Origin of the sequence: Rhizobium sp. YTU87027 (genome assembly GCF_050644135.1) — a bacterium.
Taxonomy (GTDB): domain Bacteria; phylum Pseudomonadota; class Alphaproteobacteria; order Rhizobiales; family Rhizobiaceae; genus Rhizobium.
Window position 1 is genome coordinate 181906 of record NZ_CP098442.1, and the last position, 17291, is coordinate 199196.

Here is a 17291-nt window from a genome sequence, read left to right on the forward strand (position 1 = left end):
GTCGACGGTAGGATCGGGCATGCCGCCGTCGCGGCAATGTTTACCTGCCGCTTTTTTTTAGAACCCGCTCGATCGATCTGGGATGAAGCTCGATGTCGAGTTCCTGGCGAAGCAGCTTGGCAAGTTCCCGGGCGCGAACGGGTTCTCCTGGAGCGAGCTGCGCCTGCAGAAATGCCACGACCTTGTCGTCGATCTTGTGGGGACCGCGGGGCCCCGGCTTCGTCGGCACCAGTCCGGCAATGCCGGCCATATCGAAGTTCACCTTGGCCTGGTAGTAGGTCGGCCTGGAAACACCGTACTCGTCGGAGGCCTCCGTCACCGACACCTTGTCGATGGAGACGCGACGCAGCATCTCGTATTTGACCTGCACGGCGTCGTGCGGATCGAAGAACTCGCTGCCCCGAAACTTTGGATCGCGCACCTTCTCGGGGGTGGGATTGAACGTACCCTCTTCGATGAGGGCATCCGTCTTTGTGCGCTTGCTGTCGTACTTCGCAGACATCGATGGCTCCGAGGACATGAAGCGACGTAATCGTAATGTTAATTATGACGTATTTTTCTGCCTCGTCAAGGTGGTCCTCATGGTTTAGCATCATTCAGTCCTGTAATTGCGGGAATAATTCCACAAAAATAAGACATATGCGGCATAATCCGCTTTACAGATGCGGCATATTTATCTTTACACATCCGCACATCATCGTGTTCTGGAAAGGCGCTCTACCAGGGCGGCCAATTCCATTAAGTCGGCGACCCGCAAGAGCGACCGTCCGTTGCCCATGACAACTTCAGGATCTGGGCTCACAAGGTCAGTCCATTGCGGGGGAACGGACCAAACGGTGGCATCCTCTGTCTGCAGTAAAAGACGCTCCCCATGCGAATTGCAGCGCCTGCCGACACACGGCAACTGCTGTCCAAGTAGTGGATGAAACGGATGTGTGACCCGCACTAGCTGCTCATCTGCGCTGGTCGCGGCTGCATTCTCTTGTGAGGTACAAGATTTTGGAGCGCGGATACTTTCCCTGGCCGACGACGAAGGATGGGGTAGCGCACCTGACGCAGGCGCAGCTTTCCATGCTCGTTGAGGGGAGCGATTGGCGACGCCCGGCGTGGACGTCAGCTCCCAGCCGAACGGGATAAAAGCAATATTTTGCAGAGGCATCCGAGGCTTAATGCTGGCGCGTCAGAGGCAAATCGGCTAGTTTCGCGGGTATGGAAACAGCGCCGCTGGACAGTCAGGACGAGCTCACTGCTTTGCGCGCACTCGTCGCCGAACAGGCGGCGAAACTTGAGAGCCAGGAAGCCGAGGTCATCAAGCGAGACTCCATAATTGGGCTTCTTCGCGCGCAACTGGAGCTTCTCCGACATCGGCAGCATGGCGCGTCCTCGGAAAAGATCGACCGGAAGATCGAGCAATTCGAGCTGATGCTGGAGGAGATCGAGGCCTCCCGTGCCGAGGCTGAACAGCGCTCCGGGAAAACTCCTCTGCCGGAGTTGGAAATCCGAGAAGCCGAAGCGCAAGCCTCTCCCCGATGATCTCGCCACCGAAGAACTGGTCTATGCGGCTCCCTGCAATTGCCCGACCTGCGGTGGCACTTCGTTCCTGAAGTGCGCCCGACAGGGTGGTTCAGGTGTTGGAGCACGTGCCGGCGTCGGTCAAGATTGTTCGGCATGTCGAGAAGCGCATGATCTGCAGGGAATGCGATACGACGGTGGCAGGCGGAATGCCGATCTTGCCGATCGAGCGCGGCCAACCCGGGCCGGGACTACTCGCCCATATCATGATCGCCAAATTCGACGATCACATTCCCCTCTACCGCCTGTCAGAGATGTACGACCGGCTCGGGATAGACATCTCCCGATCCGTGATGGCCGACTGGGTCGGCCGCGTATCCGCTTTGCTGACACCACTCGTCTTGTTGATCAGAGCCCATATCGCCGCGCTCGACCGAATACATACGGACGATACTCCGGTCGATGTTCTCGACCCCGGGCGGGGCAAGACAAAAACCGGCAGGGTCTGGGTCTACGTCTTTGACGGCAGTGGCTATCAATCCGCCACTCCCGCAGCCATCGCCTATTACTACAGTCCTGACCGAAAGGGCGCGCATCCGGCTGACCACCTCGCAAGCTTCAGCGGCGTCATGCATGCCGGCGGCTACGGGGGCTACAAGAAACTCTACGGCAACCAGATCATCGAAGCCGCCTGCATGGCGCATGTGCGGCGCAAGTTCCATGATGTGATCAAGCTGAAGCCTTCTTCGATCGCAGAGGAAGCGCTGTCGTGAACCGCGCCAGGTTTGCCGGAGGCTGTTTGGTTTAAGTTATGCAGCCATGGCTGGTTCGTCCAGCATGGCGTAATACTGCTCCTCGGCTTCGGCGGGGGGAATGTTGCCGATGGGCTCCAGAAGCCGTCGATGGTTGAACCAGTCGACCCATTCCAGAGTGGCGAATTCAACCGCTTCGAAGCTGCGCCACGGTCCTCGCCGATGGATGACCTCGGCCTTGTAGAGGCCGTTGATCGTTTCGGCGAGGGCGTTGTCGTAAGAGTCGCCGACGCTTCCGAGGAAGGCTCGATGCCTGCCTCCGCCAATCGCTCCGAATACTTAATCGACACGTATTGAACGCCCCTGTCCGAGTGGTGAATCAGGCCGCCACCATGAACGGGACGCCGCTCATGAAGCGCCTGTTCCAAAGCATCGAGGACGAACCCGGCATGCGCCGTCCGGCTCACCCGCCAGCCGACAATCCGGCGCGCGAAGGCGTCGATGACGAAGGCCACGTAGACGAAGCCTTGCCAGGTGGCCACATAGGTGAAATCCGAAACCCAGAGCCTGTTCGGCGCAGGAGCCTTGAACTGGCGGTTCACCCGATCGAGCGGGCTCGGAGCCGTCTTGTCCGGGATCGTCGTGCGGATCGGCTTGCCCCGGATGATACCCTGAAGTCCCATCGATCGCATGAGCCGGGCGACGGTGCAGCGGGCTATATCGAAGCCCTCCCGCTTCAATTGCCGCCAGACCTTGCGCACGCCGTAGACGCGGAAGTTCGCCTCGAACACACGGCGTATCTCGATCTTCAAGGCAATGTCGCTGCGGGCGCGGACCGATAACCGGTCCACGTCCAGGCGTTTGGCAACGTTCTCGTAGTAGGTTGATGGGGCAATCGGCAGCAGCCTGCAGATCGGCTCGACCCCGAATACGGAGCGGTGTTCGTCGATAAAGGAGATCATCGCTTCAATGGGCGGTCGAGCTCCGCCATCGCGAAATAAGCGGACGCTTTGCGCAGTATCTCATTGGCCTGCCGAAGCTCGCGGTTCTCCCGCTCCAGAGCCTTCATCTTCTCGGCGACTTCGCTTGGGAGTCCAGGCCGGGAACCATCGTCCACTTCCGCCTTCTTCACCCATTCATTGAGCGTCTGCGCCATGCAGCCGATCTTGGCGGCGATCGAGGAAACCGCCGCCCATCGCGAGGAATATTCCCCTTGGTGATCCAAAACCATCCGCACTGTGCGGATTCCGACGTGAAGCCGGCCGCCAATCCGACCAAAGACCGGCCACCATTCCGATTTGAAGCCGGCCACCATTCCAATCAAAATCCGGCCAGTTTTCGACACTGAAGATACCCCCTGGGTCAGCAACTTTGGCATCAATCACCTCGCGATGAACGAGGACATTTTGATGCCGGCAAAGAGAAGGCTGACCATGAGACAATTAAGACAAATGCTTCGGCTTGCCGGAAGCGGGACGAGCTCCCGCGAGATCGCCGTCGTATTGGGAATAGCCCGCAGTACGGTGCAGGATAATCTTCAGCGCGCAGCAGCAGTTGGGTTGAGCTGGCCCCTACCGGGGGAACTGACCGATGACGCGCTCGAGAACAAGCTCTTTGCGCGCAATGGCGTCAAACAGGGCACGAGACGACGCGTCGAACCCAACTGGGCCGAGCTTGCCGTCGAGCTCAAGAAGCCCGGCGTCACCCTGCTTATCCTCTGGGAGGAGTATCGTGGGTCGCATCCAGAGGGTTACGGCTACAGTCGCTTTTGTGAGCTCTTCCGTGGCTTTGAGCAACGGCTTTCGCCGACGATGCGCCAGGAGCATGCGGCCGGCGACAAGGTCTTCGTCGACTATTCCGGCAAGAAGATTCCGATCGTTGATCGCAAGACCGGCGAGATCCGCGAAGCGGAGATATTCGTGGCGGTGCTGGGCGCGTCTAGCTTCACCTATGCGGAGGCGACCTGGACGCAAACACTGCCGGACTGGATCGGCTCACATGTCCGGATGTTCCGCTTCTTTGACGGCGTTCCCCGGCTGATCGTTCCCGACAATCTGAAGTCAGGCGTCAGTCGCGCCAGTTTCTATGATCCCGAGATCAACCGCAGCTACGGCATGATGGCTTCTCACTATGGCGTCGGCGTTCTTCCAGCACGGCCACGAAAGCCCAGGGACAAATCTAAAGTTGAGAACGGGGTCCGTTTTGCCCAATCGTGCATCTTAGGGCGTCTGCGCAATCACACGTTCTTCTCGCTTGCTGAGGCTAATGCTGCCATTGGCCAGGCACTCGATCGCATCAATGATCATGTCATGCGCCGGCTCGGCGTCAGTCGCCGGCAGCTGTTTGAGAGTGTCGAGCGCGCCGCGCTCGCCAATCTTCCCGGTGAAGACTACGAATTCGCCGAATGGCGTTTGGTCCGCGTGTCGACCGATTATCACGTCGAGTTCAAGACCTTCCTCTATTCCGTACCGCATGGCCTCATTCGCCAGCAGGTTGATTTGAGAGCGACGGCACGCACCATCGAGATCTTCCACCGCGGCAAGCGCGTCGCCGTTCATCAGCGGCGGTATGGCGGCACTCGGCATGGAACCGACCCGGATCATATGCCCAGTTCCCATCGGCGATATGCCGAGTGGACACCCGATCGCTTTCGGCGCTGGGCTGCATCCATTGGGCCGCAGACCGAAGGTTTGATCACTGCTGTTCTTGCCAGTCGTCCGCATCCTGAACAGGGCTTTCGAACATGCCTGGGCATTCTGCGCCTGTTTCGCGATATCACGCGAGATCGGGCCGAGGCGGTGTCAGCTCGCGCTGTCGAGATCGGCGGTCTGAACTGCAAGAGCATCGCCTCGCTCCTGGCCAACCACAGGGCCGCGCGCCATTCCACCGAACCGACGGCCATCGTTGATCACGCAAATCTGCGTGGCCCCGACTACTTTCATTGAGGAGACAAACCAATGCTGAGCAATCCCACCATCGACATGCTGCGCGAACTCGGCCTTTACGGCATGGCAACAGCCTTCCAGGAGCTTGACGCACAATCCGAAGCCCGCGGTCTTGAGCATGGAGAATGGCTTTCCATACTGCTCGAACGGGAGGCCACCATGCGCCGACAGAAGCGCTTCGAAGCCCGTGCCAGGGCCGCCAAACTACGCCATGATGCACAGATCGAGAATGCCGACTTTCGGGCCGCTCGCGGCCTCGATCGCAACCTGTTCATGGCGCTTGCCGGCTGCGACTGGATCAGAAAGCATCACAGTCTCCTCGTCACTGGGCCAGCCGGCGTCGGCAAAAGCTGGCTTGCCTGCGCGCTTGGTCACAAAGCATGCCGCGAAGACTTCTCCGTCGCCTATCACCGGGTTCCTCGGCTGTTCGCCACGCTCGCACTTGCAAGAGGCGACGGGCGATACGGCAGGATCCTCAAATCCTTGGCCAAGACCGACCTGCTGATCCTTGATGACTGGGGACCGGAAAAACTCAACGATGATAAGCGGCGCGATCTCCTCGAGATCATCGAAGACCGCTACGAGCGGCGCTCGACGATCATCACCAGTCAGGTGCCCCTGGATCGCTGGTACGAAATCATCGCAAACCCAACGCTTGCCGATGCCATCCTGGATCGCCTCGTTCACAACGCCTATCGCATCGATCTCACCGGCGAAAGCATGCGAAAACAGCGCTCGCCAGTCGCACCCGAAAACACCAAAGCTTGACCTGAAACGAAACCAGATCCAAACATCAGACAGACCCAGGATCAGTCCGAGAAATGGCCGCCTTCAAATCGGAACGCCGGCCGGAATGAAATCGGAATGACTGGCCGGCTTCAAATCGGAATCGATGGCCGGCTTCGTCGGAATACGCACGCACTGCTCGGGCGCGGACTTCAGGTGAAAATTTGTTTGTTGTCTTGCTCATATCGGCTCCACTTTCTCAGAAGTTGGAGCCTCCGGCAAACCCGGCGCGGTTCAGTGTGCCCAGGATCACAGTGGTTGGCGAGGAAGCTTCAGGGGTTTGGCCACAAGGTAAGGATCGTGGCGGCGAAGTTCGTGAAGCCCTACGTCAAATCCAACAAGAGCGACATAATTGGACGCCTCTAAAAACCTCCCGCTTTCGCGAGTTTTCTGATTCAATCCGGCTTGCGTGACTTGCAGGGAACGGACGATGCGGGGACAGCCTGGTTTTTGGGATCTGGACGAGCGGTATCAGCAGGTGAGTGCCGTCGGCGATCCGCTGGAGAAGCTCAACGCCATCATTCCCTGGGCTGTATTCGAGAAGTCTTTGGCGAAGGCGCTGAAGCGATCCGACGGATCGAAGGGGGGGACGGCCTGCCTTTCCTTCGGTGCTGATGTTCAAGATCCTGGTGCTACAGGCGCTCTACAATCTCTCCGACAACCAGGCTGAATTCGTCATACAGGACCGGCTGTCGTTCATGCGGGTCCTCGGCCTTTCCCTGTCCGAGAAGGTGCCGGACGCCAAGACGATCTGGCTGTTTCGCGATAACCTGGTGCGGGCCGGTGCCATCGACAATCTGTTCGCCCCGCTTCGACAAGCATCTGTTGCGGTCCGGCTACCTGGCCAAGGGCGGTCAGATCGTTGGTGCAACGATCATCCAGGCCCCCAAGCAGCACAATAGCCAGGACGAGAAAGAGGCGATCAAAGCGGGCGAGATCCCCGAGGCCTGGAAGGACAAGGCCGGCCAAGCTTGCCCAGAAGGATCGTGACGCGCGTTGGACGGTGTTCGAGGACATGCGCTACCTGGAGAGCCGGATCGCAGAGGCAAGTCGACAGATTGAAGCCGTCGCCGATGGCAGCGACACCGAACGCCGACTGATGACCGTTCCCGGCATTGGCGCTCTGGCGGCAACGGGTCTCATGGCTGCAGCCGGGACTGGGCGGCAGTTCCGCAGAGCACGCGACATGGCGGCTTGGCTCGGTCTGGTTCCCCGAGAGTATTCAACCGGAGGCAAGACGACGTTGCTCGGTATCAGCAAGCAGCTCCTATCTGCGTAGATTGTTGATCCATGGTGCCCGAACGTGCTTGCTCCACCTCAATCGAGCCCGCGACCGTCTTGGGTCATAGCTGGATAGCCTCCAATCCCGAATGCACAACAACAAGGCGGCCGTTGACTAGCGCCTCCTTCAGATCGCGGCTTTCACGACGCAGCGCTTTCACCTCATCACTGGTCGCCGAGCGGGCGGTGTCACCGGCAAGCCGTTTCTTGCCCGCCTCCAGGAATTCCTTCAACCAGCTATAATACAGGCGCTCCGCGATCCCCTCGCGACGGCAGATCGCGGCGATGCTGTCGTCGGCGCGAAGGCCCTCCAGCACGATACGGATTTTGTCCTCGGCCGAATGATGCTTGCGCGTGGGGCGCCGAATGTCCTTGATTGTCTTCTCGGCCGCCGATGTCTGCGGCCCGGATTTATGTCCCATGTTCACTTCCTTCGATAGAGCTACGATGAGCCGAAAATCCTCTTTTCTCAACTAAACCAACGCTGTCTCATGGGCGCTGATCCGGGACAATCGACAATGGATTCTCAGCAACATCGCCTTCGGCGCGAGGCTGTTCGAGCACTTCGGCGAACTGCTGCAACAATGCACGAGTTCCCGGAAGCATTTCCTTCGCTGGGCCGATGATATGGCATACGAGGCGATAGGCAAGGCGTCGCTTCTCGCACTCGGGCAACAGAATCGGCAGGGTCTGGATCGCGTGCTCCACCTCATCGCTGGCTATAGATGCCTGCTGACGAATTATGGTTTGCAGGCGTTCAGTGTCTAGCGACTTAAAAGGTTCAATTTTGAGGACATCCACCCAGCGCCTGAGACGATCGCGGCGTACTGAGTGACGATCTTTCACAAGGAGCACCAACATGCGAATGACAGCTTCGACGAAGCCGCCGGCTTTGCTGTCCGAAAGCGCTGTAATGGATCCGGATACCTGCTGCCGATCATCAACAAGGGTGCTTTCTTCGTTCCACTTGCGGAAATGTTCAATGTAGCATACCCAAGGCGTGTTCCAGAGGGTGAGAAACAACATCTCACTGGACATGTCACGACACTCGCGCCAGAACTCCAGGGTCGACCTAACGCTCAGGACCCAGGCAGCTTCCACAGCTAGAAAGGGGTTATCCTCTGAGGCTTTGTGGCGGCATTCTCTTACCAGTTTGGCTGCATACTCGACGCTGCCAGTGAACGGATTGTTTGAAGACGTTAACGTCCGCGAAAGACGCAGCGGGTGCATGGCCCGGCCGAGTTCTGCTCCAAAATTCGTGACTGCCATCTTTACAAACGGGCGTGCCAGCATCTGATAGAGCTGCGCCTGAAACTCGGAGACGCGGCTGACGGCGGTGAAGGCGCTTTCGCAATCAAAATTGTCGCAGAGAGCTCTAATGTCGTCAAAGCTGCGCTCCGCGATTTCGACAGAATAAGGCTCGTTTGCTCCAACCTCTTTGAAATTCTTAATGCATAGCTCATAGATACCGGGTGCCAGCAACTCGATTGCATCTAGCGTTGTGACGACCTCGTGGTACTCTTTGCTCATGACATCTGACGAGATGAAAATTCCGAGATGGCCAACTTCATCGTTTAGTAAGTAGATGATGCGCTTGCCGAGCAAGCGTAGTTCTTGCTTGTGCTGGGGGAGTAATTTGGTCGCCGTGGCTGGAAAAGACGACAAGGGGTGCGCGGATTTCCTTCAGATCGATAGCTGGTCGCCCAGGCTCCAATCGAGCTCGGCCTTTCACGAGCCGACTGCCGACAAAAAGATGTTCAATGATCCAACGGATTTCGTTCTCAGCGAGAAGGCAGAAGCTACTCCACCATGTCTCGGCTCGAATAAAAGTCTCCTGCGCCGTGTCTACGTCGCGGAACAGATCGAAATAGCGGAACAGCTGACGATCAGGTCTGAACATCAAGAAATTCAATGTGAGATGGGCGCCGTCGAATAGTCCGCCCCCAAGATCGGACAGGAACATGACTGTCCAAGTCCCACCGAGTAGACCTGCATTGTAACGGAAGGAGTGGTGTCCGAGCTTGCCCGCGGTGAACGACACTGGAGCGCCATTGACCACGACGGGACCTTCCAAGTCGGGGTATGTTGCAACGAGGTTAAGAGTCGCCCAACCACCTTGGCAGTTTCCAATCAAGACTGGTTTGCTGGCGTTTGGATGCCGACGCGCGACCTCGCGGACGAATACCATTTCGGTCTCCATGACGCTAGAGAGATTCTGCCCCTCCTCCGGCAGGCGTCGGAACGAAATAAGGTAGACCTGATGTCCGCAGCGCAGTGCCCAACCAACTTGGCTTTCGGCGTTGTGGCCGCCAGCGCCTACACCATGTCCAGCGCGCGGACAGATTATAATAACTGGGCGACGAGTTTCATCGACCACTACATCATCTGGCGGGATTATACGAAGCAACAAATAATTGGACTTTACGGGCAAATCCCGTCCATCCATGATTACTTCATGTTCGTAGAACAGTACGGGGGGACATCCGGCCGCCTCATGTTCGTTGAAGAGGTCGCCAGTCACTCTGAAGACATCCGCAGTTAACGCGGAGCGTTCGGCCGCGTCCTGAAGGTATTCCCACCAAAACGCCTCAAGTTTTCCGTTTTCGTTCACTTCGAGCAGCCGCGCTAACAACTCCTTATTACTCCGGAGTTTGTGGGCGTTGCTCTCCAATTGGGCGTTGACTATGCGCTGAATGCGCCGATGTAGGGCGATCAATATGGTGAACGCAGCGCCATTGGTTGCAGCCACAATGTCTTCTAGGAAGGTCCCAAAGCAACGTGGAATGCAGAACTGTTCTAGTTGACTTGATGTCGCTTTCGAACGGCGGACCGGATCGTGCATTGCAAATTGGTTTGCCATGATATGCTCTCCTTCGCTCGTTTGCCGCTGTCGATGGTCGGCAGGCTCAGGTTCGACATAAACTCGTTCGACGGATGTGAGCCGAATGGTACGGCTTGGGCAGCAGTCTGCCTGCCCACCTCTTCGGTCATCACGCGAGTCGATCCTTGCATGTGTCGAAGTCCTCGGTCGTGATCCCATTACCAACAGGCAACCTCAACAACTTTGCGGCGAGCAGTTCCGAGATTGTTGATCTCCTCGGATCGCTAATCGTGAGACGTATCTCGCCCATCTTTTGAACCGCACGTGGCATGCCAAACGAGAAACTCTTTAGTAACAACATGATCGCGCTGAAACACAATGGCTCATTCCGAACATTGTCCAACATCCGACCAAGGGTTCGAGGTGTGCGTTTAGGTTGACCTGCCACTGAACTTTCATCGAGCGGCGATTAGAGTCTCGGTGGTTTTGAACCGCTCCCAAACGTTGGACCAGCGGAGGCTGGAGTTTTCCGGCTTCAGTCAGGGAGGCGGGCTGGTTACGCTTCCCGGATTCATCAGTGCGATCGGGACCTTGTTTCCGATCGCACCATGTGGCCGAACCTCATTGTAGTCTCTACGCCAATCCTCCATCTTTTCGCGGGCATCCGCAAGGGTCAGGAACCAATGTTGGTTCAGGCATTCTGCCCGGAAGCGGCCGTTGAACGCCTCGATGAATGCGTTATCGGTCGGTTTGCCAGGGCGTGAGAAGTCCAGCGTGACGCCTTTCGCATAGGCCCAGAGATCGAGATCGCGTGATACGAACTCGGTGCCCTGATCGACGCGGATCGTCTTGGGATAGCCGATCTGGCGGCATACCCGCTCGAGCGTTTGCACAACATCTTCTCCGCGATAGCTGTGCCTTGGATCAAGCACCGGGACGTAGCGTGAGAAGGTGTCCACCACGGTCAGAACGCGTAGCTTCTTGCCGGTGGCGAGCTGGTCGTGAACAAAGTCCATCGCCCATACATCATTCGGTCCGACGGCTATTTGCCGATCCTCGCGCAGCTTGGCTTTCACCCGGCGTTTCGGTGTCTTGTTACGCAATTGCAGGCCCAAGTCCCTGTAAATGCGGTAGGTCCGCTTGATATTGGCACCCCAACCCTCGCGCTCCAGCAGCACATGCACACGACGATAACCATAGCGGACACGGGTCTCGCAGATCTCACGGATACGACGCTCAAGACCGGCCTGATCGGCACGGCGGGAGGTGTAGTGATGGGTCGACCGATCGAAGTCCAGCGCCCCACAGGCACGCCGGATCGATATCGCCCAGTCCTGGCACATGCCTTTCACCATCTCCCGCTTGCGAGCAGGCCTTAGAGCTTTCGGCGAATGACGTCCTGCAACATCTCGCGGTCCAACGTCAGATCCGCGACGATCTTCTTCAGCCGCGCATTCTCGTCCTCGAGCTGCTTCAGCTTCTTCATCTCCGGAGGCAGCATGCCCGCGTATTTTTTCTTCCAGTTGAAATAGGTCGCCTGGCTGATCCCCGCCTTCCGGCAGATCTCGGCGACCGTCACGCCTTCATCACCCTGCTTCAAAATGAACGCCTTCTGTGCGTCCGAAAACTGCGATGCTTTCATCGTCTTCCGTTCCTTTCCCAGCCAGGAAAAATGCACCGGAAAACTCTAGCCAAAACTGGTCCAGTTTGAAGGGTTCAGATCACTTGCGGGTATGACCCCGAGTAAAGTGGACGTGCTCTAATAGTCGCTTGGTTTGAATTGGCTGTCATGGCGGCAAAACGTGACGGCGACATACGGCAACAAAAGCCTCTCCATTCGCCCAAGCTGCGGTCCCCGACGGAAGATGGCCCAACTCATCAACGCCGAGGCGTCAAAGCCACAAGTTACTCCAAATGAACTTCTAGTGGCTCAATTAGTCTCCTGAACGTCGCCAGAACGATCCACATTCCCAAGACAACCAAGGCTATAGTGGGATGTCCATAGTCGGGAAACTGAGCAAAGAAGCCTGAGATGTCATTATTCAACCCTTCGGAGATCGGCTGTTCATACTTTTGGAGCATATGATTGGTGAGTAGCCAGCCAAAACAGGCAAGGAAAAACGACGTCAGGCTTGACACCCCGAAGCACTTTATCAACAAAGGTACATAAAAGGGGAGAAAACTATAAAATATCCTGGTCACGTCCGATCCGCCACCTATTGACAAAAATCCGGAGTATACTGATGCGACGATGGAAAATATCACGGTGTCGTCCGATTTAATGTGGTTAAATGTCCGCTTATCCAAAACAACGTACAGCGGACCGAGAGTAAGCGATATAGCAGCGAGCGAGCCTAAGACATGAGCGGGCTCAGATAGAAAGCGATAGAACCAAAAGAGTGCGGTAATGAGTTGCGATTGGGGTTCGCACTCGGATACTAAAAGCATCAGTTCTTTTAGAGCATACCCCGAGATGATAATAGATATACATGTCATCCAAGCGGCGCTGCTTCTCTGTGCATTTTTGATATAGAAACCTACCAGCAGTGGCAGAAGATAAAAACCAGCTTCCCTGAATGGAATTCCTGCCAAGCATATAATACTTGCGAGAAGATAGTTCTTCTTTATGATGAAAATCAGACAAAACGAAAGGATAAGGAGAAACGGGGGGTCCATGTAAGCCGGATAGAAGTTTGTAAATTTTACCGGCGCAAAATACAGGAAGGACGACGCCGCAATCACTGCCGTCAAACCTTTCATGCTCCCATGCCAGAGTGAGCGTGTTGCAAGTAGCAAAGTGGCGGAGAACAACCCCGAGGCAACCAAGTTGAACCCATAAAAGCCGAAGCGATTATGAAAAATGTTCACGAGGATCCAAGGTGTCCCAACGCGGGCACAATATGGAAAGGCTATGCGCGACCGCAAGCTACCCTCAGCAGCTAAGAACCGAAGAAGTCTGTCATAGTATACTGCATCCCACTCCGAGCCATTCGATATGCGGAACGGTTCTTGAGCAATGAAAATCCATATCACGCCGAACATGCCAGCAATGATGAAAGATCCAGCAATAAAGTATTCTATTTGCTTTGTTGTTGGAACGAAGCCGATCACATCCTTACCCTCTTGAAAAGCCCCTCCGGGATAAGTCTGATGATCAGCATGATCATATGCCAGGCTGGACGAACGTATATAACGTTCTTCTTTCGCTCGACGGCGACGACGATACTTTCGGCAACCTCGCTCGGTTGCGCCGTGAGCCTTGCTGGGAGATTCATGCCTTCAGTCATCTTGGTCGCGACATAACCCGGTAGCACAGTCACAACATGTACGCCGCGTTTCGCCAAACGACTGCGAAGCCCGGACAGAAAGGCAGTGAAGCCCGCCTTCGCGGAGCCGTAGACGTAATTGGTCGCGCGTCCGCGCGTGCCCGCGACCGAACTGAGGCCAACCAGAGTGCCGGATCCGCGTTCTTCGAACCGGTTGGCCAACAATGCCAGGATATTGGCAGGCCCTTCGTAGTTGCTACGCATAATGCAACTGGCGAGGAGCTGATCGCGCTCGCTTCGTTCCTGGCTCCCCATCAAGCCGACGACGCTTACGGCGACCTCGGGCAACTCGGGCAGCATGGCCAGGAACTGGGCGTGAGTTTCCGTCAGAAGTGCATCAAATTCATGTAGGGTGACTGGGACTCCATATCGTAGCTGCAAATTAGTCTTTTCAGCATCGAGTGTTTCTGATTGGCGCGCGGCTAATTGGATCGGATGGCCCAGCGCTGCAAACTTGTGCGCCACGGCATTGCCTACATCCGAACGTGCACCCAAGATAAGAACGGACGGCTTCATCACAGCACAAGTCTTTCCGCTTGCGCCGATTGGAACGAGCTTTTCCAGCCGTTTTTCGCCCTCATTCGAACGAAGCTTGCAACCCGGCCATCGGAAGCACGTAGCGTTTCAGCAGACATGCGGCTGTCCTTTGCGAGATAAAAGCGCCCGCCGTGCTCGATTGTAATTCGGTCAAGGTTTGCCAATAGATGGGAGGTTTTGGTCGTGATGGGAAAATCAAGAGCAAGGGAGTAGCCTTCCATTGGGAATGAAAAGCGGCTCTCCTGCGGACCGAACCGCTTGAGAACGGCCAAGAACGATCCAAAGCCTGCCTTGGCGACTGTCTGCAGCAAAGCCGAGAGCCCTTCTTCCGAGCGCTTTATGGGAATGACGCACTGGAACTGGGCGAACCCCTTGCGCCCGTAGATCCGATGCCATTCGGCAACTGCGTCGAGGGGATAGAAGTAGCTATCCCAGTCAACGAGTTGCTGACCTCGATTCCAAACGCCAATTCGATAGTATAGCGCGTTGAAGGCCCGAAGACTAAACCGATTGAGAGCAAAGCCTGGAAAATTGAACGGAACGGAAAGTTTGCGTTTTGCCGGAGTAGCGAAAGGGTGCAGAGACCGATATGTTGGAAGATCAGAGGCGTTCGCGTGATCTCCCAGGAAGACAAGGGAGCGCCCCAGGTTTTTCCCCGTCCCAAGGCAGTCAATCCACGCCACAGAATAAGTCGAATCTTGAGCCCGTTCTAGAGCTGTCATCGCTGATTTGAGGTTCGGCGCGGGTATTGTTGTCTGGCGGATCCATCCGGTTTCGACTGAGCGCAAACGGATTGCCGCCCGCAAAATGATTCCGGTCAGCCCCATGCCGCCGAGAGTGTGCTCAAAGAGCTCTACGTGGCTTTTGCGTGAGCAGCGCTGGATGGAGCCATCGACCCCCATTACATCGATCCAGTCCACGCATCCCCGAAAACTTCCATGCTTGCGATGGTTCTTGCCATGAACGTCGGCGGCTATCATGCCGCCCAACGTCACGAACTTCGTGCCCGGCGTGACCATCGGGAACCAACCTCGGGGCAGGAAAGCCGCGATGATGTCGCAAAGAATAACTCCAGCTTCCGCGATCAACTGTCCCGTTTTCGGATCAAAGGCCAACATTCGGTTCAAACGCCGCATATCAATTGTTGCTGATGAATTGATGGCGCTGTCCCCATAGGCCCTACCGCAGCCGCGCGCGATCACACTCGGCTTTGAAGCTAACAGCTTCTGGAGAGCTTCGAGGTCACGGGGCACATAGACTTGCGCGTTCACGAGCGGAGACCTTCCCCAACCCGAGAGCTTCATGGAGCAATCCTCACTCGGTGACCTGCAAACACGAAGCGTTTATCTAGTTGGTACTTGACCAGATAGCCGATTGTCAGACCAACGGCAGCACCCAAGTCACGCATCAGCTCAGTTCTCCAGACCCACCAGGAAGCCGCCTCAGCACTCCAGAAAATGATTGTGGTGAGGGCGCCCACTGCCGTATAGAGTGAGAACTTCCACCCATCGTTTTTGAGGCCGATTTCCTGATCGTCGAAAATCCAAAACTTGTCGAGCAGGTATTTGATCATCAGCCCGGCAATGGTGCCTACGCTCATGGCAAGCACAAAAATGGCGCTCCTATTCCCGAACTGAAGGACGGAATGTTGCATGGTGACATTGACCACCATTGCGATGGCGGCGAATGCCGCATAGCGTAACGCTAGACCCTGCCGTTTCACCTCAGCACTCCGCCTGCAACGAAGACCAGAATGATCGCTAGGCATACCTGGCTGGTCCGATCCTTCGCGGCGTAGATCACCGGGTCGTCATGCATATTGCCGCGGTGCGACACCATCACTGTGCGGGTGATCCAATAGAGCAGGATTACGCAGACGCCCCACAGCATTTGAGGATGGGGATAGAGCTCCATTACGAGAGGCGAATTCACATAATATGTCATCACCAGCACAGATACGTACCCCGCCCCAACCGCGATCATGGAGATGATTGGCAGGTCGTTGACGTGGTAACCTCGACCCGTAGCCTGCAGACTCCTACGCTCGGCGCCGTCAACCAATTCACTTTGTCGCTTCACCGCGGCTAACGACAGAAAAAAGAATACTGAAAAGGCAATGAGCAAGACGGATAACGGAGTTGATGTCGCGATTCCACCGGCAACGATGCGAATGGTGTAGAGACCTGCGAGAATACAGATATCGATTACAATGCGTCGTTTCAAATGCAGGGAATAGGCCGTGGTCACAAGGAAATAGCCCGCCACCACCAGGAAAAAGCCCCAGCCGATGAACATTGCTATCAGTCCGCCTGGAAGAATGAGCCCCGCTGCCATCCAGGTTCCGTGTGCGGTGGGGATGCTGTGTGAGGCAAACGGGCGGTACCGCTTGCGCGGATGCGCCCGATCTGCGCAGACATCAAGGAGATCGTTCATGACATAAACGCTAGAAGCCACCAAGCTGAAGCAGACGAACGCTTCCAGTGATAAGAGGAGCGTCGGCCAATCGAGTTTATGTGCAGCGAGGGCCGGCAAGAACACCAACACATTCTTCAGCCATTGGTGCGGCCGAAATGCATTGACGTAGGGCTTGAAGGACCTCGCTTCAGCTATAGTCGTTTCCGACACTGTCTGGCCACCCCCGCAATGGGTATCGGCGAACCCATCGCAGGCATCAGACTTACCGTCGAGCATTGCGGCAACATCATTTGCCCCGGCGTTCTCAAAACCATAGGGCGCGACGGTAAACACCCGCGGCCGAACTGTTCTCTTGAATACCGTGGAGTCAAATGCATGGTGGGTGATGTGGGGCTCGAACCCGATGGTCCCAGTGTCACCTGGACTTGGGTGTACATGAGCCTTCTCGTCTTTGCTGCCGACACTCATAGTATCCTCTCACTTTGAGCCAAAATGGCATCAAGCTGGCTTACAAAAAACATCCAGTTGAGCACCATAGAAATGGTCCAGTCGGAAGGCCGATCCGAACTCAGTATCTGCCTGGTTGCGATGAGACCAACTGGTTCGACGGGGCGGCCTCACCACATTAGAAGCTTCTGCTATGCAAGATTGAACAGAATCAGGAAAATTGATTGTTTGGATGGTTGGCATTCACACTATGGATACAAGCGAATTGTTTTCAGCACAGAACTAGCAGTTGAAGGAAGCGAAAATGGCCAGCGACCGAAACCACTGGACTACTTGATCTGGCGGATCTTCGGATTGATCAGTTCGGCAACCAGCCAGCGGGGCCGGAAGTCCTAAGAGTATGCTCGATCAATAGTTATCCTTTCTGGGCTCGCGCGATTTGCTCTTGCCGTTTGCCGGACTGATGCGC

At 56.2% G+C, this 17291-nt stretch carries 11 protein-coding genes, 6 pseudogenes and 1 other annotated feature; of the genes and pseudogenes, 6 read left to right on the plus strand and 11 right to left on the minus strand.

Annotated elements, in window-relative coordinates; genetic code table 11:
* Positions 1-40: 40 nt before the first annotated feature.
* Positions 41-502: a helix-turn-helix domain-containing protein gene (locus NBG89_RS29585; RefSeq protein WP_062369699.1), complete on the minus strand. Its 462-nt coding sequence runs from the start codon at positions 500-502 to the stop codon at positions 41-43.
* Between the two features lie 192 nt (positions 503-694).
* The gene (locus tag NBG89_RS29590; protein WP_416065938.1) at positions 695-946 is read right to left on the minus strand and encodes a DUF5372 family protein; all 252 of its coding nucleotides are present in this window, start codon (positions 944-946) and stop codon (positions 695-697) included.
* Positions 947-984: 38 nt separating this feature from the next.
* Between NBG89_RS29590 and tnpB the strand changes: the two genes are divergently transcribed.
* Together tnpB and tnpC are read left to right on the plus strand one after the other, a co-directional pair.
* The gene (gene tnpB, locus NBG89_RS29595) at positions 985-1137 is read left to right on the plus strand and encodes an IS66 family insertion sequence element accessory protein TnpB (protein ID WP_431324656.1); all 153 of its coding nucleotides are present in this window, start codon (positions 985-987) and stop codon (positions 1135-1137) included.
* A gap of 72 nt (positions 1138-1209) precedes the next feature.
* A pseudogene (tnpC, locus tag NBG89_RS29600) lies at positions 1210-2282 on the plus strand (IS66 family transposase); the annotation flags it as partial.
* A gap of 39 nt (positions 2283-2321) precedes the next feature.
* Here the strand turns inward: tnpC and NBG89_RS29605 are convergent.
* Positions 2322-3495, minus strand: a pseudogene (locus NBG89_RS29605) (IS3 family transposase).
* Positions 3152-3268: a sequence feature (AL1L pseudoknot), on the minus strand. (Overlaps the previous pseudogene by 117 nt.)
* A gap of 202 nt (positions 3496-3697) precedes the next feature.
* Between NBG89_RS29605 and istA the strand changes: the two are divergent.
* The 4 genes and pseudogenes from istA to NBG89_RS29625 form a co-directional block, all read left to right on the plus strand.
* Positions 3698-5209 (plus strand): IS21 family transposase, encoded by a 1512-nt coding sequence (gene istA / locus NBG89_RS29610; RefSeq protein ID WP_416068575.1) that lies wholly within the window; start codon positions 3698-3700, stop codon positions 5207-5209.
* A gap of 12 nt (positions 5210-5221) precedes the next feature.
* The gene (istB, locus tag NBG89_RS29615) at positions 5222-5977 is read left to right on the plus strand and encodes an IS21-like element helper ATPase IstB (RefSeq protein WP_431324657.1); all 756 of its coding nucleotides are present in this window, start codon (positions 5222-5224) and stop codon (positions 5975-5977) included.
* A gap of 258 nt (positions 5978-6235) precedes the next feature.
* Positions 6236-6349, plus strand: a pseudogene (locus NBG89_RS29620) (IS110 family transposase); the annotation flags it as partial.
* A gap of 76 nt (positions 6350-6425) precedes the next feature.
* Positions 6426-7341: pseudogene (locus NBG89_RS29625) on the plus strand (transposase); the annotation flags it as partial.
* Positions 7342-7386: 45 nt separating this feature from the next.
* On the opposite strand, the pseudogene NBG89_RS29630 reads toward NBG89_RS29625, so the two are convergent.
* From NBG89_RS29630 to NBG89_RS29665, 8 genes and pseudogenes are all read right to left on the minus strand, one after another.
* Positions 7387-7698 (minus strand): annotated as a pseudogene (locus NBG89_RS29630) (transposase); the annotation flags it as partial.
* Positions 7699-7765: 67 nt separating this feature from the next.
* Positions 7766-10316 (minus strand): annotated as a pseudogene (locus tag NBG89_RS29635) (DUF3141 domain-containing protein).
* 320 nt (positions 10317-10636) lie between these two features.
* Positions 10637-11739, minus strand: a protein-coding gene (locus NBG89_RS29640; protein WP_416068523.1) for an IS3 family transposase whose coding sequence is annotated in 2 segments (ribosomal slippage) — positions 10637-11478 and positions 11478-11739 — 1104 coding nt in all. Because the reading frame shifts where the segments join, the coding sequence is not laid out codon by codon here.
* 263 nt (positions 11740-12002) lie between these two features.
* The gene (locus tag NBG89_RS29645) at positions 12003-13208 is read right to left on the minus strand and encodes a hypothetical protein (protein WP_416068521.1); all 1206 of its coding nucleotides are present in this window, start codon (positions 13206-13208) and stop codon (positions 12003-12005) included.
* Positions 13205-13939 carry an SDR family oxidoreductase gene (locus tag NBG89_RS29650; protein ID WP_416068520.1) on the minus strand — a complete coding sequence of 245 codons (735 nt, stop codon included), beginning with the start codon at positions 13937-13939 and terminating at the stop codon, positions 13205-13207. The genes NBG89_RS29645 and NBG89_RS29650 overlap by 4 nt, the downstream gene beginning before the upstream one ends.
* On the minus strand, positions 13939-15264 hold the full coding sequence (locus NBG89_RS29655; protein WP_416068519.1) for an FAD-binding oxidoreductase: 1326 nt from the start codon (positions 15262-15264) through the stop codon (positions 13939-13941). Before NBG89_RS29655 ends, NBG89_RS29650 begins: the two co-directional genes overlap by 1 nt.
* Positions 15261-15683, minus strand: a complete 423-nt coding sequence (locus NBG89_RS29660) for a GtrA family protein (protein WP_416068518.1) — start codon at positions 15681-15683, stop codon at positions 15261-15263. The genes NBG89_RS29655 and NBG89_RS29660 overlap by 4 nt, the downstream gene beginning before the upstream one ends.
* Entirely contained in the window at positions 15680-16843 is a 1164-nt protein-coding gene (locus NBG89_RS29665) for a UbiA family prenyltransferase (RefSeq protein WP_416068517.1), read from the minus strand. The genes NBG89_RS29660 and NBG89_RS29665 overlap by 4 nt, the downstream gene beginning before the upstream one ends.
* Between the last annotated feature and the right edge of the window lie 448 nt (positions 16844-17291).